This is a genomic window from Micromonospora sp. MH33 (genome assembly GCF_003013775.1).
Lineage (GTDB): Bacteria > Actinomycetota > Actinomycetes > Mycobacteriales > Micromonosporaceae > Micromonospora > Micromonospora fulviviridis.
The window spans coordinates 1-24,299 of sequence record NZ_MUYZ01000050.1 but is presented as its reverse complement, the minus strand read 5'-3'; the positions used below and the strand labels follow the sequence as shown (position 1 = coordinate 24,299).

General features: G+C 72.4%; 14 protein-coding genes and 1 riboswitch. Of the genes, 12 read left to right on the top strand and 2 right to left on the bottom strand.

Features of this window, described 5'->3' with window-relative positions:
* Positions 1-60 precede the first annotated feature (60 nt).
* The 3 genes from B0E53_RS11145 (at position 61) to B0E53_RS11135 (ending at position 2,163) form a co-directional block, all read left to right on the top strand.
* Positions 61-552 carry a glycoside hydrolase family 3 C-terminal domain-containing protein gene (locus B0E53_RS11145; RefSeq protein ID WP_107075979.1) on the top strand — a complete coding sequence of 164 codons (492 nt, stop codon included), beginning with the start codon at positions 61-63 and terminating at the stop codon, positions 550-552.
* A gap of 152 nt (positions 553-704) precedes the next feature.
* A riboswitch (cyclic di-AMP (ydaO/yuaA leader) is annotated at positions 705-877 on the top strand.
* Entirely contained in the window at positions 877-1,533 is a 657-nt protein-coding gene (locus B0E53_RS11140) for a transglycosylase family protein (RefSeq protein ID WP_107075978.1), read from the top strand. It overlaps the preceding riboswitch by 1 nt.
* Before the next feature lie 171 nt (positions 1,534-1,704).
* Positions 1,705-2,163: a YbaB/EbfC family nucleoid-associated protein gene (locus B0E53_RS11135; RefSeq protein WP_107075977.1), complete on the top strand. Its 459-nt coding sequence runs from the start codon at positions 1,705-1,707 to the stop codon at positions 2,161-2,163.
* Positions 2,164-2,268: 105 nt separating this feature from the next.
* Here B0E53_RS11135 and B0E53_RS11130 read toward each other — a convergent pair whose 3' ends face one another.
* Entirely contained in the window at positions 2,269-4,326 is a 2,058-nt protein-coding gene (locus B0E53_RS11130; RefSeq protein WP_107075976.1) for a M4 family metallopeptidase, read from the bottom strand.
* Positions 4,327-5,147: 821 nt separating this feature from the next.
* Between B0E53_RS11130 and B0E53_RS11125 the strand changes: the two genes are divergently transcribed.
* The 6 genes from B0E53_RS11125 to B0E53_RS11100 all read left to right on the top strand — a co-directional run bounded on the left by B0E53_RS11125 (position 5,148) and on the right by B0E53_RS11100 (position 19,057).
* The gene (locus tag B0E53_RS11125; protein ID WP_168215292.1) at positions 5,148-6,827 is read left to right on the top strand and encodes a trypsin-like serine protease; all 1,680 of its coding nucleotides are present in this window, start codon (positions 5,148-5,150) and stop codon (positions 6,825-6,827) included.
* 560 nt (positions 6,828-7,387) lie between these two features.
* Complete coding sequence (locus B0E53_RS11120; RefSeq protein ID WP_107075974.1) at positions 7,388-10,513, top strand: family 16 glycoside hydrolase; 3,126 nt, start codon at positions 7,388-7,390, stop codon at positions 10,511-10,513.
* A 21-nt stretch (positions 10,514-10,534) separates the two neighbouring features.
* Positions 10,535-11,500, top strand: a complete 966-nt coding sequence (locus tag B0E53_RS11115) for a sugar phosphate isomerase/epimerase (protein WP_107075973.1) — start codon at positions 10,535-10,537, stop codon at positions 11,498-11,500.
* A complete protein-coding gene (locus tag B0E53_RS11110) occupies positions 11,497-12,654 on the top strand; it encodes a multicopper oxidase domain-containing protein (protein ID WP_210406022.1) in 1,158 nt (385 codons plus the stop codon). Before B0E53_RS11115 ends, B0E53_RS11110 begins: the two co-directional genes overlap by 4 nt.
* A 189-nt stretch (positions 12,655-12,843) precedes the next feature.
* A complete protein-coding gene (locus B0E53_RS11105) occupies positions 12,844-16,914 on the top strand; it encodes a ThuA domain-containing protein (protein WP_107075972.1) in 4,071 nt (1,356 codons plus the stop codon).
* A gap of 226 nt (positions 16,915-17,140) precedes the next feature.
* Complete coding sequence (locus B0E53_RS11100) at positions 17,141-19,057, top strand: Xaa-Pro dipeptidyl-peptidase (protein WP_107075971.1); 1,917 nt, start codon at positions 17,141-17,143, stop codon at positions 19,055-19,057.
* Between the two features lie 42 nt (positions 19,058-19,099).
* Here the strand turns inward: B0E53_RS11100 and B0E53_RS11095 are convergent, their stop codons facing one another.
* Positions 19,100-20,332 (bottom strand): PucR family transcriptional regulator, encoded by a 1,233-nt coding sequence (locus tag B0E53_RS11095; protein WP_107075970.1) that lies wholly within the window; start codon positions 20,330-20,332, stop codon positions 19,100-19,102.
* Positions 20,333-20,557: 225 nt separating this feature from the next.
* Here B0E53_RS11095 and B0E53_RS11090 point away from each other — a divergent pair, with 225 nt between their 5' ends.
* The 3 genes from B0E53_RS11090 (at position 20,558) to B0E53_RS11080 (ending at position 24,180) form a co-directional block, all read left to right on the top strand.
* Positions 20,558-21,460, top strand: a complete 903-nt coding sequence (locus B0E53_RS11090) for a dihydrodipicolinate synthase family protein (RefSeq protein WP_107075969.1) — start codon at positions 20,558-20,560, stop codon at positions 21,458-21,460.
* Positions 21,461-21,622: 162 nt separating this feature from the next.
* Complete coding sequence (locus B0E53_RS11085; RefSeq protein ID WP_107075968.1) at positions 21,623-23,680, top strand: M6 family metalloprotease domain-containing protein; 2,058 nt, start codon at positions 21,623-21,625, stop codon at positions 23,678-23,680.
* Positions 23,681-23,748: 68 nt separating this feature from the next.
* Complete coding sequence (locus B0E53_RS11080) at positions 23,749-24,180, top strand: hypothetical protein (RefSeq protein WP_107075967.1); 432 nt, start codon at positions 23,749-23,751, stop codon at positions 24,178-24,180.
* The last annotated feature ends 119 nt before the right edge of the window (positions 24,181-24,299 follow it).

The window sequence follows — 24,299 nt, the reverse complement described above, 5'->3', positions numbered from 1 at the left end:
GCGCCCGCCGGCGCCCGCCCGCCCGGCGGTTCCGGAACCGGCAATGATCGTTCACAGTCGATGCTTCCGGGCACAGGCCGTACACCGACCGGAGCTGGACCTCGACGGTGGGCGGCGCCGCGCACCGCGGCCGGTCCGACCACGACGGTCACCTACAACCAGCGCGGCACCGGCATCGACAAGACCTACCGGGCGGCGATCGCGGTGGTCGGCGAGACACGGTACGCCGAGGGCCAGGGCGACCGCGCCGGCAGCATGAGCCTGGACCGCGACGACCTGCGCACCATCACGACGCTGCGCAACTCGGGCGTGCCGGTGATCGTGGTGCTGGTCAGCGGCCGGCCGCTGGACGTCGCCGCCGAGCTGCCCCGGTGGACCGCGCTGCTGGCCGCCTGGCTGCCCGGCACCGAGGGCGGCGGCGTGGCCGACGTCCTCTTCGGCGGGTACGCGCCCACCGACAAACTGCCGGTGACCTGGATGAACTCGGTCAGCCAGCAGCCCATCAACGCCGGCGACGGCAAGCTCCCGCTCTTCCCGCAGGGGCAGGACTGACCTACTGAGCCCCGCCTCAATAAGCCCTCTTCGGACTGTGCGCAACTCAGACGGTGCCGCCTTCGCTCGGCCGGGTGAAGAACTTCACAAGAGGTGGGCGATCGGCCGAAACCGTTCCTAACGTCGTATCCGTCCGCGATCGCGGACACCACGGGCCGGTAACGCCTAATCCCGCCACCGGCCCGGTGGTCCTGGACCTCGGGCGGGAGCGGGGGACCCACACGTTCCTCGGTGCACGACACCTCGGGGTGAAGCCGCCCTCCGGCGGCCGGGCTCCTCGGCCCGAACCCGACAGCTCACCTCGTCGGCGTGGAGGAAACCCACATGGCAATTGAATACGTCGCCCGTCATCGACGGATCGCGCAGCGTCGCACCGCCGTCGGAGCGCTCGTCGTCGGCGCCGCCACCGGCGCCGCCGCCCTCCTCGGCCCGGCCGCCCCGGCCAGCGCCGCCGGCGTCAACTGGGACGCCGTCGCCCAGTGCGAGTCCGGCGGAAACTGGCACATCAACACCGGCAACGGCTACTACGGCGGGCTGCAGTTCTCCCGGAGCACCTGGAACGGCTACGGCGGCCAGAAGTACGCCAGCCGCGCCGACCTGGCCAGCCGCGGCGAGCAGATCGCCATCGCCGAGAAGGTCCTCGACGGGCAGGGCATCGGCGCCTGGCCGGTCTGCGGCAAGAAGGGCGGCTCCACCAAGAAGTACGCCAGCAAGGACTCGGGCTCGACGAAGTCCGCCAAGAAGGCCACCACGGAGCGGAAGTCGCGCAGCGACCGGCCGGCCACCCGCAGCGAGCGGCGTGCCGCGCCGAGCACGAGCGGCGCCGGCAGCTACCTGGTCCGGTCCGGAGACACCCTCTCCGAGATCGCCGACGCGAAGAACGTGGCCGGCGGTTGGCACGCCCTCTACGAGCGCAACAAGGGCGTGGTCGGCACGGACCCGGGCCTGATCTTCCCGGGTCAGAAGCTGCGCCTGCGCTGAGACCCCACCGGACCCGGCGCCGCGCGGGCCGGTCCACCGCACCACGAACGCCCGGCCGGGTTCCCGGCCGGGCGTTCGGCGTCGGACCGGGCGGGGCGGGCTCACCGGTGTCGGCGTCGGGGGCGGTTGCTATCGTCACGGTGCTCGGAAAGACGTGAAGAAAGCGCGGATATGACCAACGACCCGTTCTCCGCGGCCGCGAGCCTCGACGAGCTGCTGACCAGGACCCAACAGGCGCTCTCCGCGATGCGGTCCCGGGCCGCCGAGCACCCCGACGGCGCGCCGGGTGAGCTGCTCCGGGCCGAGGGCACCGCGGCCGGCGGCCGGGTCCGTGCCGTCGCCGTGCAGGGTGGCCGGCTGGAGTCCGTCACCGTCGACCCGGCGTTGGCCGGGGAGTCCATGGAGACCGTCTGCGGGCACCTGGTGTCGGCCGTGAACGCCGCCCTCACCGAGCTGGAGGCCCGGGTCAGCGCCTCGGCCCAGGCGGACGTGGACGCCCTCGCCGCGCGGCTCGGCAGCCTGCCGGAGCAGTCCGCGCGGGAGATGGAGCGGTTCGGCCGGGCGATGGAGGGCGTCGCGGCCCGGATCCGCCGCGACGGCGCCGACTCCCGCGCGGCCCGCCCCGCCTGACCCCCGTCCGCCGGCGGCCGCCGACGGGGATGCGGGCGCGACGTACGGCGGGGACGACGAAGCGGCCGGCCGTCGGGAGGACGACGACCGGCCGCTCCGCTGCGGTCAGCTCAGGGTGACCGCGGTGTCGTCGACGACGAAGGAGGTCTGCAGGGAGCTGTCCTCCACGCCGCTGAACGAGATGGTGGCGGTGGTGCCGGCCAGCGACGAGATGTCGAAGGACCGCTGCACGTAGCCGGTGGCCTTGTTGAGGTTGGAGTAGGTGGCCAGGGTGGTGCTGCCCGCCTTGACGGTCAGCTTGTCGTAGGCGGTGGTGGTGGTCGACTCCGCGCTGTCGATGTGCAGCCAGAAGCTCAGCGTCGCCCGGCAGCCGGCCGGGATCGTCACCGACTGGGTGAGCGTGTCGGTGTGCGTCGAGCCGTAGCCGTCGAGCCACGCCTTGTACGAGCCGCCGTGCGCGGCCTGGGCGGTGTCGTTCGTGATGACGCCGGAGCTGGCGCTCCAGCTCACGTTGCCGGACTCGAAGCCGGGGTTGGCCAGCTTCTGGCCGGTGCAGCTGCCCGACGGCGGGGTGGTCGTGGCGGTCGGCGTCGGGGTGCTGCCCGTGCAGGTCGCCTCACCGGTCTGCGCCGGCACGCTGATGGCGTTCCAGGCGGCCTTGACCGCGTCGAACTCGGTGCAACTGGTCGGGTAGAGGTTCTTCGCCGCCTGCAGCGTCCAGACCCGGTACTTCAGGTACGACGAGGACGAGGTCTTCAGCAGCATCGCGTTGTACATGATCTTCATGGCCTTCTGGATGCCCAGGCCGGTCACGCTGCTGCCGTTGCAGGTGGAGCTGGCCGGCTGCCCGTTGGTCGGGCTGCTGCCGTTGGCCAGCAGGTAGAACCAGTGGTTGCCCGGGCCGGCCGCGGCGTGCACCTCGGTGCTGGGGATGCTGCTGGAGTAGCAGTTCGGGTCGCCCAGCGCCGACGGGTTGTACATGTTGCGGATCGGGCCGCTGCCCACCAGGTTGACCTTCTCGCCGACCAGGAAGTCGGGAGCGTCGTAGCTGGACGGCTCGTTGGCGAACCACTCGGTGGCCGCGCCGAAGGTGTCGGCGACGAACTCCTGGGTGCCCGAGCCGGAGATGCCGCCCGGGGTGTGGTCGTCGATGCCGTGGCCGATCTCGTGGGCCACCACGTCGAGCGAGCCGATCCACTGGCCCGAGGTGTTCTTGCCGATCTGCACCTGGGTGCCGTCGTAGTAGGCGTTCTGGTCGTTCAGGCCCACCCGGATCGGCCAGTAGCCGCCGTTGCCGTCGGCGCCGTTGCGGCCCAGCCACTGCGCGAGCATCTTGTGCTCGGTCTGCGCGGCGAACAGCGCGTCGACGCAGCCGGTCTCCTTGTTGGTGGCGGTGCCGTTGCCCCAGACGTCGTCCGAGCCGCTGAACGTCGTGTTGGTCGCGGCGTCCTGGCAGCTCAGGTTGGTGACCGTCGGGTCCTTCATGGAGTACGTGCTGCCCGACAGGGTGGTGTTCAGGGTCAGCGGGCTGGGCCCGTTCCACGCCCCGGTGCCGGTGCCGTGCACGATCCGCTCCTGCTTGCGCAGGACGGTGCCGGTGAGGGCGTCGACGTCGACGGTGAGCCGGCTCGGGCCCTCGGCGTCGGTGCCGCGCACCGTGGTCTCCCAGGCCAGCGCCGGCTTGGCGCCGAGGGTGTAGACGACCAGGTTCGTGCCCTCGACGGTGCTGACCGACTTGAGCTGGGCCCGCGCGGTCTTCGCCGCGGCGGCCGAGGTCAGCTTCGGCGTGGTGGCGAGGCTGCCGATGGCCTGCTGCTGCGCGACGGAGGCGTACTTCAGGTTGCCGGCCGCGTCGGTGGCCAGCACGAAGTCACCGCCGACCACGGGCAGGCCCTTGTAGGTGCGCTCGTAGGGCACGTACTGGGTGCCCTCGGAGGAGATGACCGGCTTCTGCACGAACGCTTCGTCCGAGCTGGCGTGCAGGTAGGCGGGCCGGTCGGCGACCAGCGCGCGCGCCGAGTCGGCGGCGATCGCGCGGGCCTGGGCGGCGTCGGGGGCGGCGGGGCCGGGCGGCGCGGCCTGCACCGCCGCGGCGGTGCCCGCGGCGATCAGTCCGGCCGCCGCCGCGCCGGAGAGCGCGACGAGGCGAGGTGAGAGCTTCAAGGGGGTTCGCTCCTGTTCCTAGGCGCGCCGCACGGAGCCCGGTGGGGACGGGCGGCGCGGTGTTGCGAGGCGGGATGACAGTCGATCTCCGAGGCTGCCGGCGTGGCCCCGGTTCGACAGATCGGCCGTCGGCGAGCCCCCGGGGGTCGGCGACTCGCTGGGGGCACAATCACACGGCCCCGGGCCGGGATCAATGGGTGACCCGGGCAACCGACGCCTCCCGGTCGCCGCGCCGTTGCCGGGAATTCAGGAAGCCATGATCTTCAATAGGGCCTGATCAGGCCGAATGTTCTCCGTCGCGGACGGTGGCCCGTCCGATGTGCGTTGATTGCCGCTGTGCGCGCATGGCGCGCATTGGCCCCCTCGGTCGAGCTGCTGATCTCCCCGCACCTTCCGGTCCGCGGGCCGGTGCCGAACGGCCTGCGGATGATCACCTGTTCGGCCCCGGGGGTCGCGCCGATCCGGGGCGCAAGACATTGATGACGTGAAATACACCACGCGGAAGTGGCCAGCGGGCGAACTCACCGGCGTCTAGTGTCAGCTCCCACGGTCGCCCGGGCGATCGTGAAGCCCATTGGGGGCACGGGGGTTCGGTAGATGACTGTCCACATCGCGCCATGGCCGCGTTCCGCCGCGGTCCGTCGCTCGTCGGCGCCGCCCGACGGGTCGTACGCAACCCCTGCCAGCTGATCCTGGAGGGATTTCCAGTGCCATCCTCAGATCGTCGGCGAGCAGCCCGAGGTGCGGGTGCGCTCACCGCAGTCCTGGTGGCGGGCCTCGTCAACGCCTCGCCGGTCCACGCCGTGGCCGGAGGCGCCGCCGTGACAGACGGCTCCTTCGCCTTCGCCGCCAAGATCGATGTGGGCCCCGGCCAGCGTGCCTGCAGCGGCGCCCTGGTCGACCCGTGGTGGGTGCTCACGGCGAAGAGTTGCTTCAGCGTCGACGGCCAGCCCGTCGTCGCGGGCAGGCCCGCCCAGCCGACCACGGTGACGGTCGGACGACCTGACCTCACCAAGGCCACCGGTTTGGTCGCCCCGGTCGTCCGCATCGTCCCGCACCCCGACCGCGACGCCGTCCTCGTCCGGCTGTCCCGGCGGGTCGACGTCGCGCCGGTGCCGCTGGGCGCCGCGCCGAGCGCCGCCGAGCAGCTGACCGTCGCCGGCTTCGGCCGTACCGCCACCACCTGGGTCCCGGATCAGCTGCACACCGGGACCTTCGCCGTCCAGGGCGTGGCCGCCGGCACGTTCGACCTGCTCGGCACCGGGGCCGGCGCCATCTGCCGTGGTGATCTCGGCGGGCCGACCGTCCGGCTGGTCGCCGGCAAGCCGCAACTGGTCGGCCTGCACCACGCCGCCTGGCAGGGCGGCTGCCTGGCGGAGACCGAGACGCGCCGGAGTGCAGTGGAGACCCGGGTCGACGATCTGGGTCCCTGGCTGACCGCCAACATGCCGCAGGGCCCCGCGACCGACCAGTACCAGGACATCAACTTCCTGTACGTGTACGCCACCGGGGACGTGGCGCCGCAGACCTTCCCGGCGACCTCGACCGGCGGCTTCTCCTCGCCGCTCGGTGAGTGGAAGGGCGGCGGCGGCGCGTACGCCGCCGACCGGGTCAAGGTGTTCGACGACGACTTCGACGGCGACGGCATCGACGACGTCGCGGTGATGTCGACCAGCACCACCAACACCTTCGCCATCGACACCTTCATCACCCGGCCGGACGGCAAGCACGGCGCACCGATCCGCTCCTGGACCGCCAGCAACTTCGGTCACCTGACCAGCATGAAGATGACCTCCGGCGACTTCAACGGCGACGGCCGGGCCGACCTGAGCGCCTTCTACGGGTACGGCAACGGTGACGAGGCGTGGATCAACTGGCTCGCGCGACCGGACGGCGGTTTCGACGCGCCGATCGAGGCGTGGCGCGCGTCGGACTTCGGCACCTGGTCCAGCACCTCGGTCTTCGCCGGGGACGTCAACGGGGACGGCAGGGACGACGCCACCCTGTTCTACGCCTACGCCAGCGGGGCCATGGCGCTGATCACCTGGCCCGGTCAGCCCGACGGCAAGTTCGGCACCGGGTACACCTCCTGGTACACCCCGGCGGACAAGCCGTTCGGCTCGCTGTCGTCGATGAAGCTGGCCGACGGTGACTTCAACGGCGACGGCCGTGGCGACGTGGCCGTGCTCTACGGCTACGGCAGCGGGAAGCTGGCCCTGTTCACCTGGACGGCGAAGCAGGACGGCAACTTCAACAGCCCGCTGGAGTCCTGGTCCTCGACCGTTTTCGGCCAGTTCGCCAGCATCAAGATGGTGTCCGGCGACTACACCGGCGACAAGCGCGACGATCTCGCCTTCCTCTACAAGTACTCGGACGACGGTCTCGGGCTGCACACGTTCACCGCGACGCCGGCCGGCGGCTTCAACGTTCCGTTCGGCTCCTGGCGGGTCGGCCGGGGCGTGTACGGCTGGTGGCCCAGCATGAAGATGGACGGGGAGTGACACCCCGCGGCTCATAGCCAGCCGCCAGATCGCAGTGCCCGCCCGGACCGTCCGGGCGGGCACTGTGTCGTCAGGAACCCCTTACCGCGACGACGGACCGGCTTTCGTCTGTTTCGTAGAAAAGTATCTGGCGGACCGACGAAAGCTATGGACACGCTGAGAGTAAGTCAGTAGGGTCGGTCACTATCAATATGTTTCGTCGAGGTGAACTACCGGCACGGTAGACCTCGATGGTGGCCCTCCGGGCGGCGCAACACGTCCGAGGACCACGACCGGCCAGCCATGGCCACCCCGGGTCAACGCCACCACGGCGGCCGCGCCTCACCGGCCGACCGATGCCCGTACCCGACCGACCCCATCAGCTCCGCGGTACCACCGTGCGCGACGACCGCCGTCGGCCCGGTGGCGCTCCACCATCCACATCGGACGACCGTGGCCCGCGGCCACGGCCGGGGATCCCGTGCGGCCAGGGGAGGGGTCGCACCGACCACGCCGGCACGTCGGCTCCGCCGATCGACCCACCGACGCACGCTGCTCCCGGACCCGTGAAAGAGGAACCCATGAACGCACATCCACCGCCGAACCGGCGCTCCGCCGGCCGGCTCCGGAGACCGGTGGCCGCCCTCGCCACGCTGGCGCTGCTGCTGACCACCGGGCTCTCCTCGTCCCCGGCCAGCGCGCGGCCGACCGACCCGGAACGCTCCGCGCCGGCCGTCGCGGCCGCCCCGTTGCAGGCCCAGGTGCTCACCTGGACGGCGGGGGACAACTTCCTCGCCTACCGCTCGGCGCCCACCACGGCGGTCGCCGGACCGGCCACCCTCGTCTTCGAGAACAGCGCGGCCACCGGAAACACCACCGGCATGCAGCACACCCTGACCTTCGAGACGTCGGACCCGGCGTACAACAGCGACGTCGACGTGAACATCCTGGCCGACCCGACGGACGCCAACCGGGGGCGTTGGACGGTCGACGTGGTGCTCTCCCCGGGCACCTACCGCTACTTCTGCTCCATCCCCGGCCACGGCGGCATGACCGGCCTGCTGGTCGTCGACGGCGGCGGCTCGGACACCACCGCCCCGACGGTCACCGCGGCGGTGACCGGGGCGAAGGACGCCAACGGGGCGTACGTGGGCAGCGCCACGGTCACCCTCACCGCCGCCGACACCGGCTCCGGCGTCGACCGGGTCGAGTACGCCCTGGACGGCGGCGCCTACGGCACCTACGCGGCGCCGGTGACGGTGAACCAGCCGGGGCAGCACACGGTGAGCTACCGGGCCACCGACAAGGCGGGCAACACCTCGTCGCCGCAGCAGGTTTCGTTCATCGTGGTCGAGCCGGCGCCGACGGACACCACGGCGCCGACCGTGACCGCCGCGGTGACCGGGCAGCGGGACGCCAACGGGGCGTACGTGGGCAGCGCCACGGTCACCGTCTCGGCCACCGACGCCGAGTCCGGCGTGGCGAAGGTCGAGTACTCGCTCGACGGGGCCGCCTACGGCACCTACTCCGCGCCGGTGACGGTGAACCAGCCGGGCCAGCACACGGTGAGCTACCGGGCCACCGACAAGGCGGGCAACACCTCGTCGCCGCAGCAGGTCTCGTTCATCGTGGTCGAGCCGACGCCGGCCGACACCACCCCGCCGACCGTGACCGCCGCAGTGAGCGGGGAGAAGGACGCCAACGGGGCGTACGTGGGCGGCGCGACGATCACCCTCACCGCCGCCGACACCGGCTCCGGGGTGGACCGGGTCGAGTACTCCCTCGACGGGCAGCCCTACGCCGGCTACACCGCCCCGGTGACGGTCAACCAGCCGGGGCAGCACACGGTGAGCTACCGGGCCACCGACAAGGCCGGTAACACCTCGTCGCCGCAGCAGGTCTCGTTCACCGTGGTCGAGCCGACGCCGGCCGACACCACCCCGCCGACCGTGACCGCCGCGGTGACCGGCCAGCGGGACACCAACGGGGCGTACGTGGGCAGCGCCACGGTCACCGTCTCGGCCACCGACGCCGAGTCCGGCGTGGCGAAGGTCGAGTACTCGCTCGACGGGGCCGCCTACGGCACCTACTCCGCGCCGGTGACGGTGAACCAGCCGGGCCAGCACACGGTGAGCTACCGGGCCACCGACAAGGCGGGCAACACCTCGTCGCCGCAGCAGGTCTCGTTCACCGTGGTCGAGCCGGCCCCCACGGACACCACGCCGCCGACCGTGACCGCCGCGGTGACCGGGCAGCGGGACGCCAACGGGGCGTACGTGGGCGGCGCGACGGTCACCCTGACCGCCGCCGACAGCGGCTCCGGGGTGGACCGGGTGGAGTTCTCGCTCGACGGGCAGCCCTACGCGGCGTACTCCGCGCCGGTCACCGTCAACCAGGTCGGGCCGCACACGGTGAGCTACCGGGCCACCGACAAGGCCGGCAACACCTCGTCGCCGCAGCAGGCGTCGTTCACGGTGGTCGACCCGCCCGCGCCCGACACCACGCCGCCCACCGTCACCGCCGCCGTCACCGGGCAACTCGACGACGCCGGGGCGTACCTGGGCAGCGCCACGGTCACCCTGACCGCCGCCGACAGCGGCTCCGGGGTGGACCGGGTCGAGTACTCCCTCGACGGCCAGCCGTATGTCCGCTACACCGCGCCGGTCACCGTCGACCGGGCCGGGCCGCACACGGTGAGCTACCGGGCCACCGACAAGGCCGGCAACACCTCGGGCACCGCCTCGGTCAGCTTCACCGTGGTCGCCAGCGGGCCGCAGCCCGAGTGCGTCAAGGACACCCGGCCCACCGTCTGGCTCGGCACCGTCGACAGCGGCGTACCCAACCGGGTGGTCCAGGGCGACTGCACGATCAACGCCGTCATCGACGACGAGCGGAGCTGGCCGAACCACGGCGCGTTCGTCTCGTACGTCACCGCGGTCGCCGAGCACCTGCACCACCTGGGCGTCATCACCCACCCCGAGCACGGCCGCCTGGTCAGCGCGGCCGCCCGCTCCGGCGTGGGCAAGCCGGCGGGCAAGGACGGCTACCAGCCGATCCTGGACTCCTCCGCCGCGTCCTTCGGCCGTTGGCAGCAGGTCGGCGCCGGCGGGTTCACCCGCAACGCCGACGGCTCGATCACCAGCCGACCGGTGCCCGGGCTGGGCATGCTCTGGTACCCGGTCAGCGCCTACGGCGACTTCTCCCTGAAGCTCCAGTGGCGCGACGACGCGCCGGGGGAGGGCCGGGCCAACAGCGGCGTCTTCGTCCGCTTCCCGGACGTCCGGAACCATCCGGCCGAGTCCCGCCCCGAGTGGGTCGCCATCAAGTACGGCCACGAGCTCCAGATCCTCGACCGGCCCGACGGCGACCGGTACAAGAGCGGCTCGGTGTACGGCTTCGACCGGGTCGACCTGGCCGGCGCCGGGGTCACCCCGAAGGGCACCTGGAACGACTACGAGATCCGCGTGGTCGGCCAGCACTACTCCGTGTTCCGCAACGGCGAGCTGATCAACGAGTACGTCAACGTTCCCGACGCCGTCTTCGGCCCGCCCCGGGCCGACGATCCGGGCGGCGCCGGGCGGCAGCACGCCACCGGCTACCTCGGCCTCCAGAACCACGGGACCGGCGACGTCGTCAGCTTCCGGAACGTGCGGATCGCCCCGCTGGCCGCCTGCTGTCCGGGCGGCGCTGCGAACACCTGCTGCTGAGCGAGCGAAAGGGAAGACATCATGGCAAGGAACAGGATCGACCGCCGTACCCTGCTCAAGGGCCTCGCCGGATCCACGGTGGCGGTCAGCGCGGCGAGCCTGGCCGGCGCGCTGCCGGCCGGGGCCGCCGAGGAGTGCGGCGGCAAGCTCATCCCGCAGGGGCACGTGGGCATCCAGCTCTACAGCGTCCGCGACAAGATCGCCCAGGTCGGCTTCGCCGCCGTCTTCGAGGAGCTGTCCCGGATCGGCTACCGGGAGGTGGAGTTCGCCGGCTACACCCAGGGGTCGGCCGGCGCCATCACCCCGGAGCAGATCCGCCGGCTGCTCGACGACAACGGGCTGAAGGCGGCGGGCAGCCACCGCGGGCTGAACGACTTCCGCACCAACCTGGAGTGGGAACTGGACGTCGCCGAGATCCTCGGCATGCCGACCATCGGCACCGCCCAGGCCCCCACCGGCGACCGGACCATCGCCGGCTACCAGCGGGCCGCCGCCGAGTTCAACGCCTGGGGCGCGGCGGCCGCCGCCCGCGGCCTCAAGCTCTACCAGCACAACCACACCATCGAGTTCGCCTTCGCGACGGACCGGCCGGACGTCCGGCTCTACGACCTCTTCCTGGAGCTCACCGACCCCCGCTACGTCTTCCTGGAGATGGACATCCTCTGGGCGTACGGCGGGGCGCGGAAGTACCCGGGCTTCCGCCCGGTCGACTACGTCAACGCCCACCCGGACCGCTACCCGCTGTTCCACGTCAAGGACGGCGTCCCGCTGCCCGACCCGCAGCAGGGCAACTCCTACGCCGACGTGGAGTTCGGCGCGGGGGTGATCCCGTTCGCCGAGTTCTTCGGCGAGCTGAAGGGCCGGGGGCGCTTCGAGTTCCTCTGGGAGCAGGACTCCGCGCCGGGCGCCCAGCCGAACCCGCCCGGCTCGCTCGGCGCCGCCGAGCGCAGCTACCAGCGCATGGTCGAACTGCGGGGGACCCGATGAGCGCCTGGCGGCTGGTCGAGGAGGAGTCGGAGCCACGGCAGCCCCGCACCGGGCGTCCCCGGACCGGTGGCCGGCGGATGCTGGTCGTCGCGGCGGTCGTGCTGCTCACCCTGGTCGGCGCCGGCGGGCTGGCCGCCGCCCGCACCGGGATGTTCGCCGAGCGGCCGGACGGCTGCGTCAAGCCCGACCGGACCATCCAGCTGTACGCGGTGGAGCTGCCGAAGGACGGCACCCAGGTCCGGCTCGGCTACGGCCTCACCCCGCAGACGGCCTCCTACCCGGGACCGCTCATGGAGATGATGGAGGGCGAGTGCCTCGCCATCACCCTGCACAACCAGGTGCCCGAGGCCACCCTGGCGGCGCTGCGGACCAGCCCGACCCACCCGTTGGGCGTCTCGCTGCACGTGCACGGCGTCAAGTACACCCAGGACTCCGACGGCACCGTGCAGAGCGGCTCGTACGTCCCGTCGGGCGGCTCGCGCACCTACACCTGGTACGCCCAGCCGCGCAACAACAGGACCGGGGCGCAGGGCACCGCCGGCTACTGGTGGTACCACGACCACGTGGTGGGCGGACCGCACGGCACCCAGGGACTCTCCGCCGGCCTCTTCGGCGGCCTGGTGGTCCGCCGTCCCGGCGACCCGAAGCCGGACCGGACCTACACGGTGGCCTTCGGTGACCGGCAGAGCATCAACCTGCGCCGGGGCGAGGCCACCGACACCTGCACGGAGGTGAACCCGCAGCCCGGGCCGACCTGCCTGGTCGCCCGCAAGGGGGAGCGGGTGGAGTTCGTGGTGGTCGGCATCGGCAACGACATGCACACCTTCCACCTGCACGGGCACTCCTGGGCGGACACCCGGACCGGGGTGGTGAGCAACGGGCAGCCCTTCGCCGACTCCGTGCCGATCATCGACAACAAGACCCTCGGCCCGGGTGACTCGTTCGGCGCCCAGGTGGTGGCCGGCGACTCGGTCGGGCCGGGCCACTGGATGCTGCACTGCCACATGCAGTTCCACTCCGACGCCGGGATGTCCACGATGCTGCACGTCCTGGACGAGAACGGGAACATGCCGCCCGGCATGGACCACGAGCACGGCGCCGCCGGGGCCACCTCGGCGACCGCCGCCGACGGCGGCGAGCACCAGCACGACTGACGGGTCCGCGGCTGCCGGCCCTCAGAGCCGAGGACCGGCAGCCACCGGACGACCTCCACCTCCGACACCGTCCGCACCGGCCACCCGCCACGGGTGGCGCCGGTAGACGCGTACGCCCTTCCTCCGGTGACCGCCTCACGTCACCGGCGGAATCGACGAACCCGGAAACCCACACCAGGAGGAGTCGAGATGGCCGACAGACGCCATTTCCGGTTCTCCCGCTGGGTCGGCCTCGACGCCGGCCCGACGGGATCCACCACCACCACCACCACAACAGCACCGCCCCCGCCGACCGCACCGCGCCGCCGCGGCGGCCGTCGCCGGTTCGGCGCCCTGGCGTCGAGCGCCGCCCTGGCGCTCGGCGTGCTCACCCTGCCGGGCCAGACCCTCGCCCCGGCACCCGCGGCCGCCGCCGAGGCCGCCGCGGCGGTCAAGGTGCTGGTCTTCCACGGCCCGGTCGACAAGCAGGACGACCCGGTCGCCAAGGCCACCGCGACCATCCGGTCCCTGGGCGAGCGGCAGGGCTTCACCGTCGACGACTCCGCCGACCCGGCGGTGTTCACCTTCGGGAATCTGGCCCGCTACCGGGCGGTGGTGTTCCTCTCCGCCAACGGGGTCACCCTCGACGACGCCCAGGAGGCGGCCTTCCAGGCGTACGTGAAGAACGGTGGCGGTTTCGTCGGCGTGCACGACGCGGCGCGCGCCCAGCCGGAGTCGTCCTGGTTCACCGGCCTGATCGGCACCCGGCCGGCCGCCAGCCTGCCGAACGCCGAGAAGCCGGTCTCGGCCACCGCGAGCGCGGAGAACCCGCCGAACGAGACGGCCGCGAAGGCCATCGACGGGTCGACCAGCACCAAGTGGCTGACCTTCAACCCGACCGGCTGGCTGGCGGCGAAGCTGGCCAAGCCGGTCGTGGTGAGCCGGTACGCGCTCACCTCGGCCAACGACTCCCCGGGCCGGGACCCGAAGAACTGGACCCTGCAGGGCTCCCCGGACGGCACCACCTGGACCGACCTGGACAGCCGCAGCAACGAGACCTTCCCGCAGCGGTTCCAGACCAAGCAGTACAGCTTCACCAACACGACGGCCTACCAGCACTACCGGCTCAACGTCACGGCGAACAGCGGGGAGCCGCTGGTCCAGCTGGCCGAGCTGTGGCTGATCGGCCCGGACGCCGGCCCGGCCCCGGACAACACGGTGCAGCAGGCCACCGTGGACGTCACCGACCGCCAGCACCCGGCCAACAAGGGCCTGCCGCTGACCTGGACCCGCTCGGACCAGTGGATCAACTGGGATCCCAGCCCGATCGGGAAGGTGCACACCGTCGCCCAGGTCGAGGAGCGGACGTACAACGCCGGCCTGAGCGGCAACGGGGCGTTCCACCCGGTCTCCTGGTGCCAGGACTACGACGGTGGGCGCTCCTTCTACACCGGCATGGGGCGTACCGAGGCGAGCTGGACCAGCGACGAGCGGTTCCAGAACCACCTGGCCGGCGCGATCAGGTGGACGGCCGGCATGGTCCGTGGTGACTGCCAGGCCACCATCGCCTCGAACTACCGTATCGACCGGCTGACCGCCACCAACCAGTCCGGCCAGCTCGACCAGATCGGCGAGCCGCACGGCCTCACCATCGCCCCCGACGGCGGCGTGTTCTACATCGGCAAGGCGGCCTGCCCGAGCGGCCCGATCGTGAGCTGGGACGACCCGAAGGTCGGCCTCGGCTGCGGCACCATCCACCGGTGGGACCCGAAGACGAAGCAGCCCAAGCTGCTCACCACCCTCGCGGTGATGGGCAACCGGGGCAGCGGCAGCGAACTGGTGAAGAACGAGGAGGGCCTGGTCGGCATCACCCTCGACCCGCAGTTCGCGCAGAACGGCTGGGTCTACGTCTACTGGATGCCGCACGAGTCCATCGACCGGGACCGGCGGATCGGTCAGCGGACCGTCTCCCGGTTCACCTACGACGCCGCGAAGCAGGCCATCGACCAGGGCACCCGCAAGGACCTGCTGCACTGGGACACCCAGATCCACAGCTGCTGCCACGCCGGCGGCGGGATGACGTTCGACGAGAGCGGCAACCTGTACATCGGCACCGGTGACAGCAACTCCTCCGGCGGTTCCAACGGCTACTCCGGCAACAACTGGACGCAGGACTTCAAGGGCACCTCGTTCCAGGACGCCCGGCGTACCTCCGGCAACACCAACGACCTCAACGGCAAGATCCTGCGCATCCACCCCGAGCCGGACGGCACCTACACCGTCCCGGCCGGCAACCTGTTCACCGGCGCGGAGGAGGGCGGCGGCAAGACCCGCCGGGAGATCTACGTGATGGGCGTGCGCAACATCGCCCGGATCGCCTGGGACCCGGTCAACGACTGGCTGACCGCGGCCTGGGTCGGCCCGGACGCCGGCGCCCCGGACCCGAACCTCGGCCCGGCCAAGTACGAGACGGCCACGATCATCACCTCGGCCGGCAACCAGGGCTGGCCGTACTGCATGGGCAACCGCCAGCCGTACCGCGACCGCAGCAGCACCGACGCGAACGTGCTGACCGGCTGGTACGACTGCGACAACCTGAAGAACACCTCGCCGCGCAACACCGGTCTGGTGAACATCCCGCCGGCCCGCGACAACATGATCTGGTACTCGCCGCAGGGCGGCGGTCCGGTCTACCCGAAGCGGACCGACGGCAGCGGGCTGCCCACGTACCAGGTCGGACAGGAGACCTTCACCCAGCCGTACCTCAAGGGCGGCGGTCAGGCCATCATGGACGGCCCGACCTACCAGCGGGAGAACGTCGACACCGGCAGCGGTGTGGCCTGGCCGGCGTACTGGGACGACAAGTGGTTCATCGGTGACCAGTCCAACGCCAGCAACCGGGTGGCGGTCACCGTCGACCCGGCCACCGTCGACGAGCACGGCCCGCCCGCGTTCGCCGAGGACCTGCGCCAGATCATCCGCGGCGGCACCGGCGGCAACCAGCTCCAGTCCTGGATGGACGCCAAGTTCGGCCCGGACGGCGCGCTGTACCTGCTGGACTACGCCGGTGGCTTCTTCAGCCTGCACAGCAACCAGAAGCTGATCCGGATCGCCTACACCGGTGGCGAGGCGACGCCGCGGGCGAGCGACGCCTCCTGGCGGGCCGTCACGCCGAGCCGGCCGAAGACCGTCGCGTTCTCGGGCGCCCGGGTCGGTGGCGTGGCGTGGGAGTGGAACTTCGGTGACGGCAGCGCGCCGTCGCACGAGGCGAACCCCACGCACACCTACGCCGACTACGGCACCTACCAGGTCACCCTGAAGGTGACGTACGCCGACGGCCAGGTCTCCACCGCGACGATCACCGTCACGGCGGGCTGCGCCGCGCCGGACACCCGCGCGACCGTGCGGATGCTGGACACCGACACCGGCGTGACCAACCACCAGGTCGGCGGCGACTGCACCGTCAACGACCTGATCGACGACGAGCGGAGCTGGACCAACCACGGCCAGTTCGTCAGCCACGTCGCCGGCGTGGTCAACGACCTGCGCGCCGACGGCGTGCTGGACAACCGGGAGGCGGCGAAGCTGAACACCGCCGCCGCCCAGTCGCCGATCGGCAAGGTGGCCGGCTACCGGCCGCTCTTCGACGGCACGGCCGGGTCGCTGGCCGACTGGCGGCAGGCGCCCGGCGGGTCGTTCACGTTGCAACCCGACGGAACCATCCGCAGCTCCGGCGGTCTCGGGATGCTCTGGTACGCCAAGGACGAGTTCGCCGACTTCTCGCTGCGGCTGAAGTTCCGGGACGTCTCCGCCGGCACCACCTACGCCAACAGCGGGGTCTTCACCCGGTTCCCGGACCCGCGGACCCCGGTGGACCAGCGACCGGCCGGCAGTTGCGGCACGGTCGGCTCGGCCCGGTCGTCCCAGGCGTGGGTGGCGATCTACTGCGGCCACGAGATCCAGATCTACGACGGGCCAACCGGCGAGCCGCAGAAGACCGGGTCGATCTACAACTTCGATCCGCAGGGGCTCGACCAGGCCGGGGCGACCCCGAAGGGGACCTGGAACGACTACGAGGTCCGGGTGGTCGGCCAGCACTACACGATCATCCGCAACGGCGTGGTGATCAACGAGTTCGACAACACGCCGGGCAAGGCGTCGTCCCGGGCCGGTGACCCGCCGACCGACCTGCGGCAGTTCCTCAGCGGGTTCGTCGGGTTGCAGAACCACGGCACCAACGACCTGATCGAGTTCCGCGACGTACGGGTGCGCGACCTGTAGTCGCACCGGCGGCGCCGGGCACGGGGTCCGCCCCCGTGCCCGGCGCTCGTCAACGACTCTGTGCGGGCGGCCTGCGACAGGCGTAGGAGCCGGGGGCGGGCTTCTTCCACAGGTGTCCGAAGACCCGTACACCTGTCGATCCGTAGGTTCGGGGCGACCGCCGCGGCGGCGTCTCCCCTGTGTACGCCGCCGGTCGGCGGCCGGCGCGGGGAGGAGGAGCACGCGGATGCGAAGCGGAAGACATGCCTGGCGGGCCTCGGTGGTGGCCCTGGCGGTCCTGGTCGCCGGGCTGCCGGCGACCGGCGCGCTGGCCCAGCCGGGCGCCGACGAACGCCCGAGCCTGGTGATCGGCGACGGCGTCACCCAACCGGTGTTCGGCTACGCCGACGCCGTCCGGGAACGGGTCTTCGTCACCTCGGACGTGGACACCGACGGCGACGGCGCCCGCGACATCGTGGCGATGGACATCATCCGGCCCCGGGCCAGCGAGAACGGGCTCAAGGTGCCGGTGGTCATGGACGCCAGCCCCTACTACTCGACGGTCTGCCGGGGCAACGAGGGCGAGTGCAAGGCCGACGTCGACGGCGACGGGCTGAACGACACCTGGCCCCTGTTCTACGACAACTACTTCGTGCCGCGCGGCTACGCGGTGGTCCTGCTCGACATGATCGGCACCAACAACTCGACCGGCTGCCCGGTCACCGGTGGCCGGGCCGACAACATCAGCGCGCCGACGGCCATCGACTGGCTCAACGGGCGGCGGCCGGGCGTCGACGCCGCCGGCCGGGAGATCGTGGCGGACTGGCACAACGGCCGCACCGGCATGATCGGCAAGTCGTACGACGGCACCCTGGCCAACGCCGCCGCGGCCGACGGGGTGGCGGGGCTGACCACCATCGTGCCGATCTCGGCGATCTCCAGCTGGTACGACTACTCCCGGAGCAACGGGCTGGTCACCCGGGCGAACAACTACTCGGGCAGCCTCGCGAACACGGTCACCAACCCCGCCCGCCGCGCGTACTGCGCCCCGGTGCGGACCGCCCTCGGGCAGGGCGGCGACGACGTCACGGGCGACTACAACGACTTCTGGGCGGAGCGGGACTACGTGCCGCACGCCGACCGGGTCCGGGCCAGCGTCTTCGTGGTGCACGGCCTCAACGACGACAACGTCCGTCCGGACCACTTCAGCAAGTGGTGGGCCGCGCTGGGTGAGCAGGGCGTGCCGCGCAAGCTCTGGCTGACCGGCACCGGCCACGTCGACCCGTTCGACTTCCGTCGGGGCGCCTGGGTGGACACCCTCCACCGCTGGTTCGACCACTGGCTCCAGGGCGTCGACAACGGGATCATGCGGGAGCCGGCCGTCGACATCGAGCGGGCCCCGGACGTCTGGGAGACCGCGCGCGCCTGGCCGCTGCCCGACGCCCGGCCGACCCAGGTGTTCCTCCGGGCGCCGGCGGCCGGGAACGTCGGCGCGCTCGCCGTCCGCTCCGGCCCCGGCAACGGGTCGGCGACCTTCCAGGACACCCCCACGATGACCGCCACCAACGCCATCCGGCACCCGTCGGACCCGGCGGCGAACACCGACAACCGGCTGGTGTTCCTCTCCGCGCCGCTGACCGCGCCGCTGCACGTCTCCGGCACCCCGGTCGTGAAGATCAGCGCCACGGTCGACGGCGAGGACACCAGCTTCGCCGGACTCCTCGTCGACTACGGCACCCGCCCGCGGTTCAGCACCACCGGTGACGGCATCCGGACCCTGACCGACGAGGACTGCTGGGGCGCGACGGCGACCTGGGGCGGCTTCGCCGAGAACGCCTGCTACCGCAGGACCGAGAAGACCGTGGCGACCAACCCGCAGGAGCTGGTCACCAAGGGGATCATCGACGGCCTCAACCTCGACTCGCCGTCGGTGTCGACCCCGCTGGTGCCCGGGCAGAAGACCGCGGTCGACCTGAACCTGCTCCCCGAGGACTACGTCTTCGACGCCGGCCACCAGATCGGCGTGGTCCTGCTCGGCTCGTACTCCGGCTACAGCAGCCGGGCCAAGCAGAACCGGGCCCACATCACCGTCCACTTCGACCGCAGCCGGATCACCCTGCCGGTGGTCGGCGGCCGGACCGCGGCGGTGGCCGCCGGCCTGTAGGAGATTCCGGGGCGGGGCGCCGACGACGTCGCCCCGCCCCGGCTACCGGTCCGGCTGGTACCGGCCGGTGAGCCGGCCCAGCTTCAGCGCCAGGTGCAGGCAGAGCCGCTCGTTGCCGTCCTTGAGGTCGGTGCCGGCGAGCAGCTCCACCCGCTGGAGCCGGTAGTACAGCGTCGTCCGGTGCAGCCGCAGCCGCTCGGCGGTGGCGTGGGCGTTGCCGGCCAGGTCCAGGTAGACCTCCAGGGTCTCCAGCAGCACCTGGTGCGCCTCGTCGCCGAGCAGCCGGCCCAGCCCCGGGTGCACCCGCCCGACGTCCAGGTGCCGGGCGTCCACCCCGGACAACAGCCGGTAGATGCCCAGGTCGGCCCAGGGCACCACCGGACCCAGGGCGGGCAGTTGCACACCCACCCGGGCCGCCTGGAACGCCTCCTGGTACGACAGCACGCTGTCGTACAACCGGGGCCGGTCGTCGCCGACCCCGACCACCGTCCGGCTCACCGACGCCAGGCCCCGGGTCGCCGCGCGCAGAGCCTGGTCCAGGTGCGCGGCGGCGTCCCCGGCCGCCGCCCGTCCGGTGGCCCGACCGCCGCACAGCAGCAGCACCCCGTGGTCGTGCCGGACCAGGTGCAGGGTCTCGCGGGACCCGACCCACTGCCGGGTGGCGACCAGCGCGTGCTCCAGGGCGATCCGGGCCGGGTCGTCCAGCACGTCGTCCCGGGTCACCGCGAGTTGGGCGACCAGCGCGGTGACCTGGCCGTCGCGGGCCACCACGCCGTCGGTCAGCAGCGACCGGACCGCCTCCCGCCGGGCCTCCGGGGACTCGACCAGGAGCGTACGGGTGGCCTCCGCCTCCCGCTGCGAGGTCAGCTCGCCGAGCAGGTTCTCCCGGTAGAGGGCCAGCGACAGGTCCGGCACCGCCTCGGTCACCACCGAGATGTCGTCGTCGGTCATCCCGTCGACCGCGTCGATGAACCAGACGAAGCCCAGCAGCAGGTCCTGGTGCCGGATCGGCACGCAGACCCGGGGGAGCAGGTCCAGGTCGGGGCAGGCCGGGGTACGCACCGGCTGCCGGGCCTCCATGATGCCGATCTCCCGGGCCCAGGCGATCACCTCCGGCGTGGTGTGCCGGCGCAGGATCGAGCTGCGGCGCACCCCGTCGAGCAACCCGGTGTGTTCGCTGTAGACGACGACGCGCTGACGCCGGTCCTCGATGAGTGCCGGGCGCTTCACCCGCGCCGCGACCCGGTCGACGATGCGTTGCAGCTCCATGCGCATGCGCTTCTCCCGGACCGGCCCGTGCCCGCGGGATCACCGCACGGCGCGGGCCATGTGTGCTGGTAGGACCCTTGGCCTACCTTCCGATGATGTTGGCCGGGCGCGCAATACCCGCGAGAGCCGTACAAGGTAACAGTGAGCGGTTCCGACATCTGTCGGAAGACCGCGGGCCGGGACGCCACCTAACGTGTGCGGGGCCGGGTCCGCCGAGAAGGGAACACCGTCGTGGCCGCAACCAGGCCCTGGCAGGGCGTCGTCGTCGCCCTCCCCACGCCGTTCCGGGCTGACCTCTCCGTCGACTACGACCGGCTCCAGGAGCACGTGCGGTGGCTCGGCGACGCCGGCTGCCGGGGCGTGACCCCGTGCGGCCCGCTCGGCGAGTACCCGGCCCTGTCCGAGGGGGAGCGCGCCGACGTGGTCCGCGCCGCCGTGGAGGCGGCGCCGCCGGGCTGCGCGGTACTGCCGGCCGTCGGGGGGTACGGCAGCCGGCAGGCGCGCCACTGGGCCGAGCAGGCGCGGGCCGCCGGGGCGCAGGCGGTGCTCGCCCCGCCACCGGTCGGCTACCCGGGCGGCCCCGCCGAGGTGGTCGCCCACTACCGCGAGGTGGCCGCCGTCGGGCTGCCGGTGGTGGTGTGCCGCGACCCGGCCGAGGCCACCGTGGACCTCACCCCGGACCTGCTCGCCCGGGTCGCCGAGACCGACGGCGTGGTGGCGGTACGGGAGGACGACGTCCGCCGGCTGCACCGGGTCCGCGACCTCTGCCCGCACCTGGACGTGCTGGCCGGCGCCGACGACGTGCTGCTGGAACTGACCGTGTGCGGCGCGACCGGGTGGCTGGCGCGCTGCCCCAACGCCCTGCCCCGGCTCTGCCTGCGCCTGCACCGGCTCTGCGCCGACCGCGACCTGGCCGCCGCGCTGCCGCTCTACGCCCGGTTGCACCCCCTGCTCGGCTGGGGCGCCCGGACCGAGGGGGTGCAGGCCATGAAGCTGGCCATGGGGCTCACCGGCCGGTACGGCGGGCCGTGCCGGCCGCCCCGCGGCGCGCTGCCGCCCGAGCTGGAGGAGCGGCTGTGCCGGGACCTGCGGCGGGCCGAGCGGGCCGACGCCGCGCCGGTGCCCACGGCGTGACGTCCTGCACGTGTCGGAAGTCGCCGGTCCACCTGCCGACATCTGCACGGTGACCGCCGCGCCGGCCGGCTCCTAGGGTCGGATCGAGCGTGATCATGCGGGACGGCGAGCACCCCCTGACCGCCCCGCCCCCCTCCCGCCCCCGACCTGAGAGGTGACTCGATGCACCTTCTGCCCACCAGGCGTGCGGTGTGGCGCTCGGTGCTGGCCGCCGCCGTCACGACCGTCCTGGTCGCGACCGGCTCCGCCGGGCCGGCCTCCGCCGCACCGGGCGACCCGCCGGACGGGCCCGCCCCGTTCCAGCCGCTCGACCCCCAGCGCTGGCAGAACCCCGACACGATGACCTGGGACGACTACCGGCAGGTGCCGAACCGGAACTGGGCCGACCCGACCGTGCGCGGCTCGGTCCGCAACTTCAAGATCGCGCTGGTCACGTTGGACTACGTGGACCAGCCGTTCGTCATCACCCAGCCGGCCGGCTCGACGGTCTTCGGCAACCCGCAGGCGACCGCCGCGAACGTGCCCCGGAACCAGGTCGCGAAGTTCTACACCGACTTCCTCAACACACCGGGCGACCTGAACCGGGGACACACCCTGCACGAGTACTGGATGCAGGACTCCAACGGCCGGTACGGGGTGGACCTCAGCGGCTTCGGCCCGTACGAGATGCCGGCGAAGTCCTACCAGTACGGCATCGACAACGGCTTCAACCCCGGCGCCTGCCCCACCGGGGAGGCGTGCGCCAAGAACATCCGCACCGACGGGCTGGGCGCCTGGCGCGCGGCGGTCGGCGACGCGGTGGCCGACAGCTTCGAGCTGGTCTTCATCCTCTCGGCCGGCCAGGACGAGTCCTCGACCTGGCAGGAGTTCGGCCAGATGATGTTCCAGACCAAGGAGGACGTGCCGGACGCGTGGGGCCCGCCGGACCCCAGCCTGCCCAACTACGCGAAGACCCGCTACGTCGAGTGGACCTCGTGGAAGGCGGCCGCCACCATCTGGCCGAACGCCGGCGGCGGCTCCTCCACCCAGGCGGAGAGCTCCGGCATGGGCGTGTACGCCCACGAGTTGAGCCACCTGCTGAGCATCGGGGACAACTACAACAACCCGTACGGCACGCCGTTGCGCCGCGCGTACACCGGCATCTGGAGCATGATGTCGCGCGGGTCGTTCAACGGGCCGGGCGGGCCGCACACCCGCTGGCAGATCCCGCCGGTCAACGGTGGCTCGATGGGCTCGCTGCACACGCTGCGGGACAAGCTGAAGATCGGGCTGCTCGGCGAGGAGCACGTGCTGCGGCTCTCCCGGGAGGGGCTGGCCACCTCCGGCATGGTGGTCGCCGACGTGACCGCCCGCGCCGTGGACGCCGGCCCCGACGGGCTGACCGGCCTCAACATCGCCATGAACACGGACCGCTCGCCGGCGTGCACCGTCGCCACCGACCCGCTCTGTGACGGCGGCCGGTACAACAACTACACCGTCGAGGTCGTCGACCGGATGGGCGCGGACTCGTTCACCCCGGACAACGGCGTGCTGATCAGCAAGACCAAGAACACCGACAGCGCGCCGTTCGTGTGGGTGGTCGACGCCAACCCGCAGGACATCGACATGGTCGACTTCTACCAGCCGAACGGCACCCCGCAGAAGATCACCATGGGTGACTACCGGCAGCTGTCCGACGCGCTGTTCCACGCCGGGGCCAACTCCGGCAGCGAGTACGAGTACGTGGACGAGGCCAACCGGCTGCACTTCTACGTGCTCAACCTGCGCCGCGACGGCGACGGGGTGCTGTCGTACACGGTGGCGGTCCGGTCGCTGGACGGCGCCGGGCCGAGCACACACGGGGTGGCGCTGTCCAAGGGCCACCTGGTGACCCGGGGCCAGCCCGCCGGCAAGGGCGCGACCTGCGCGTTCGACCTGACCAACACCGGGACGTACGCGGCCGGCGGGCAGCCGCACCCGGAGGACGCCGGGGCGTACCTGCGCTCCGACGTCTACCGGCTCTCGGCGACGGTCGGCGGCCAGGGCTGGCGGGTGGAACTGCCGAACGAGCTGGCCACGGCCGAGTTCGGCGCCAGCACCCCGGTCGCCGTCTCGGTGGGGGCCGGCTCCGGCGCGACGGCCACCACCCTGGTGACCCTCACGGCCACCTCGGAGAGCGACCCGAGCAGGACCGTGACGAGCCAGTGCCGGGTCGAACGGCCCCGGGCGCTGCTCGGCTGAACCGTCCCGGGGTGGTGCGGACCGCGTGCCGCACCACCCCGGGACCACCCCGACGACCAGGAGGACAGATGCGCCGCCTGCTGCCAGCGCTGGTGCTGCCGTCGCTGCTCACCGGCGCGCTCGCCGCGTGCGGTGACGCCGAGGAGGCCCGGTCGGCGATGACCGTGCGGGTGCTCGTCCGGGACATCAACATCCGGCCGGCGGGCGTCGAGTGCGCCGGGACCGGCCCCTACACCCACTTCCACAACCGGGCGCCGTTCCAGGTGGTCGACACCGCGGGCCGGACGCTCGCCGAGGGCGCGCTGTCCCCGGGCCGGTCGGTGGCGACCTTCGCCGAGGACCTGGAGGTGCCGCGCGTGCCGACGTACTGCGAGTTCGCCGTGCCGGTCGACCTGGCCGCGCGGGACGCCTACCGGCTGGTCGTGGACGGCCACCCGCCGGTCGACCTCACTCGGAACGACAGCGAGGGACCGGCGCTGGTCGCGGTGGTGCCGTCATGATCCGGGGGTACGCCGTCCGCCTCGCCGCCCTCGCGCTGGCGGCGGCGCTCACCGCGACCGCCTGCTCCGGCGGCGACGACGCGCCGGCCCGGCCGGCGCCGGTCGCCGGTCCGCCGGGC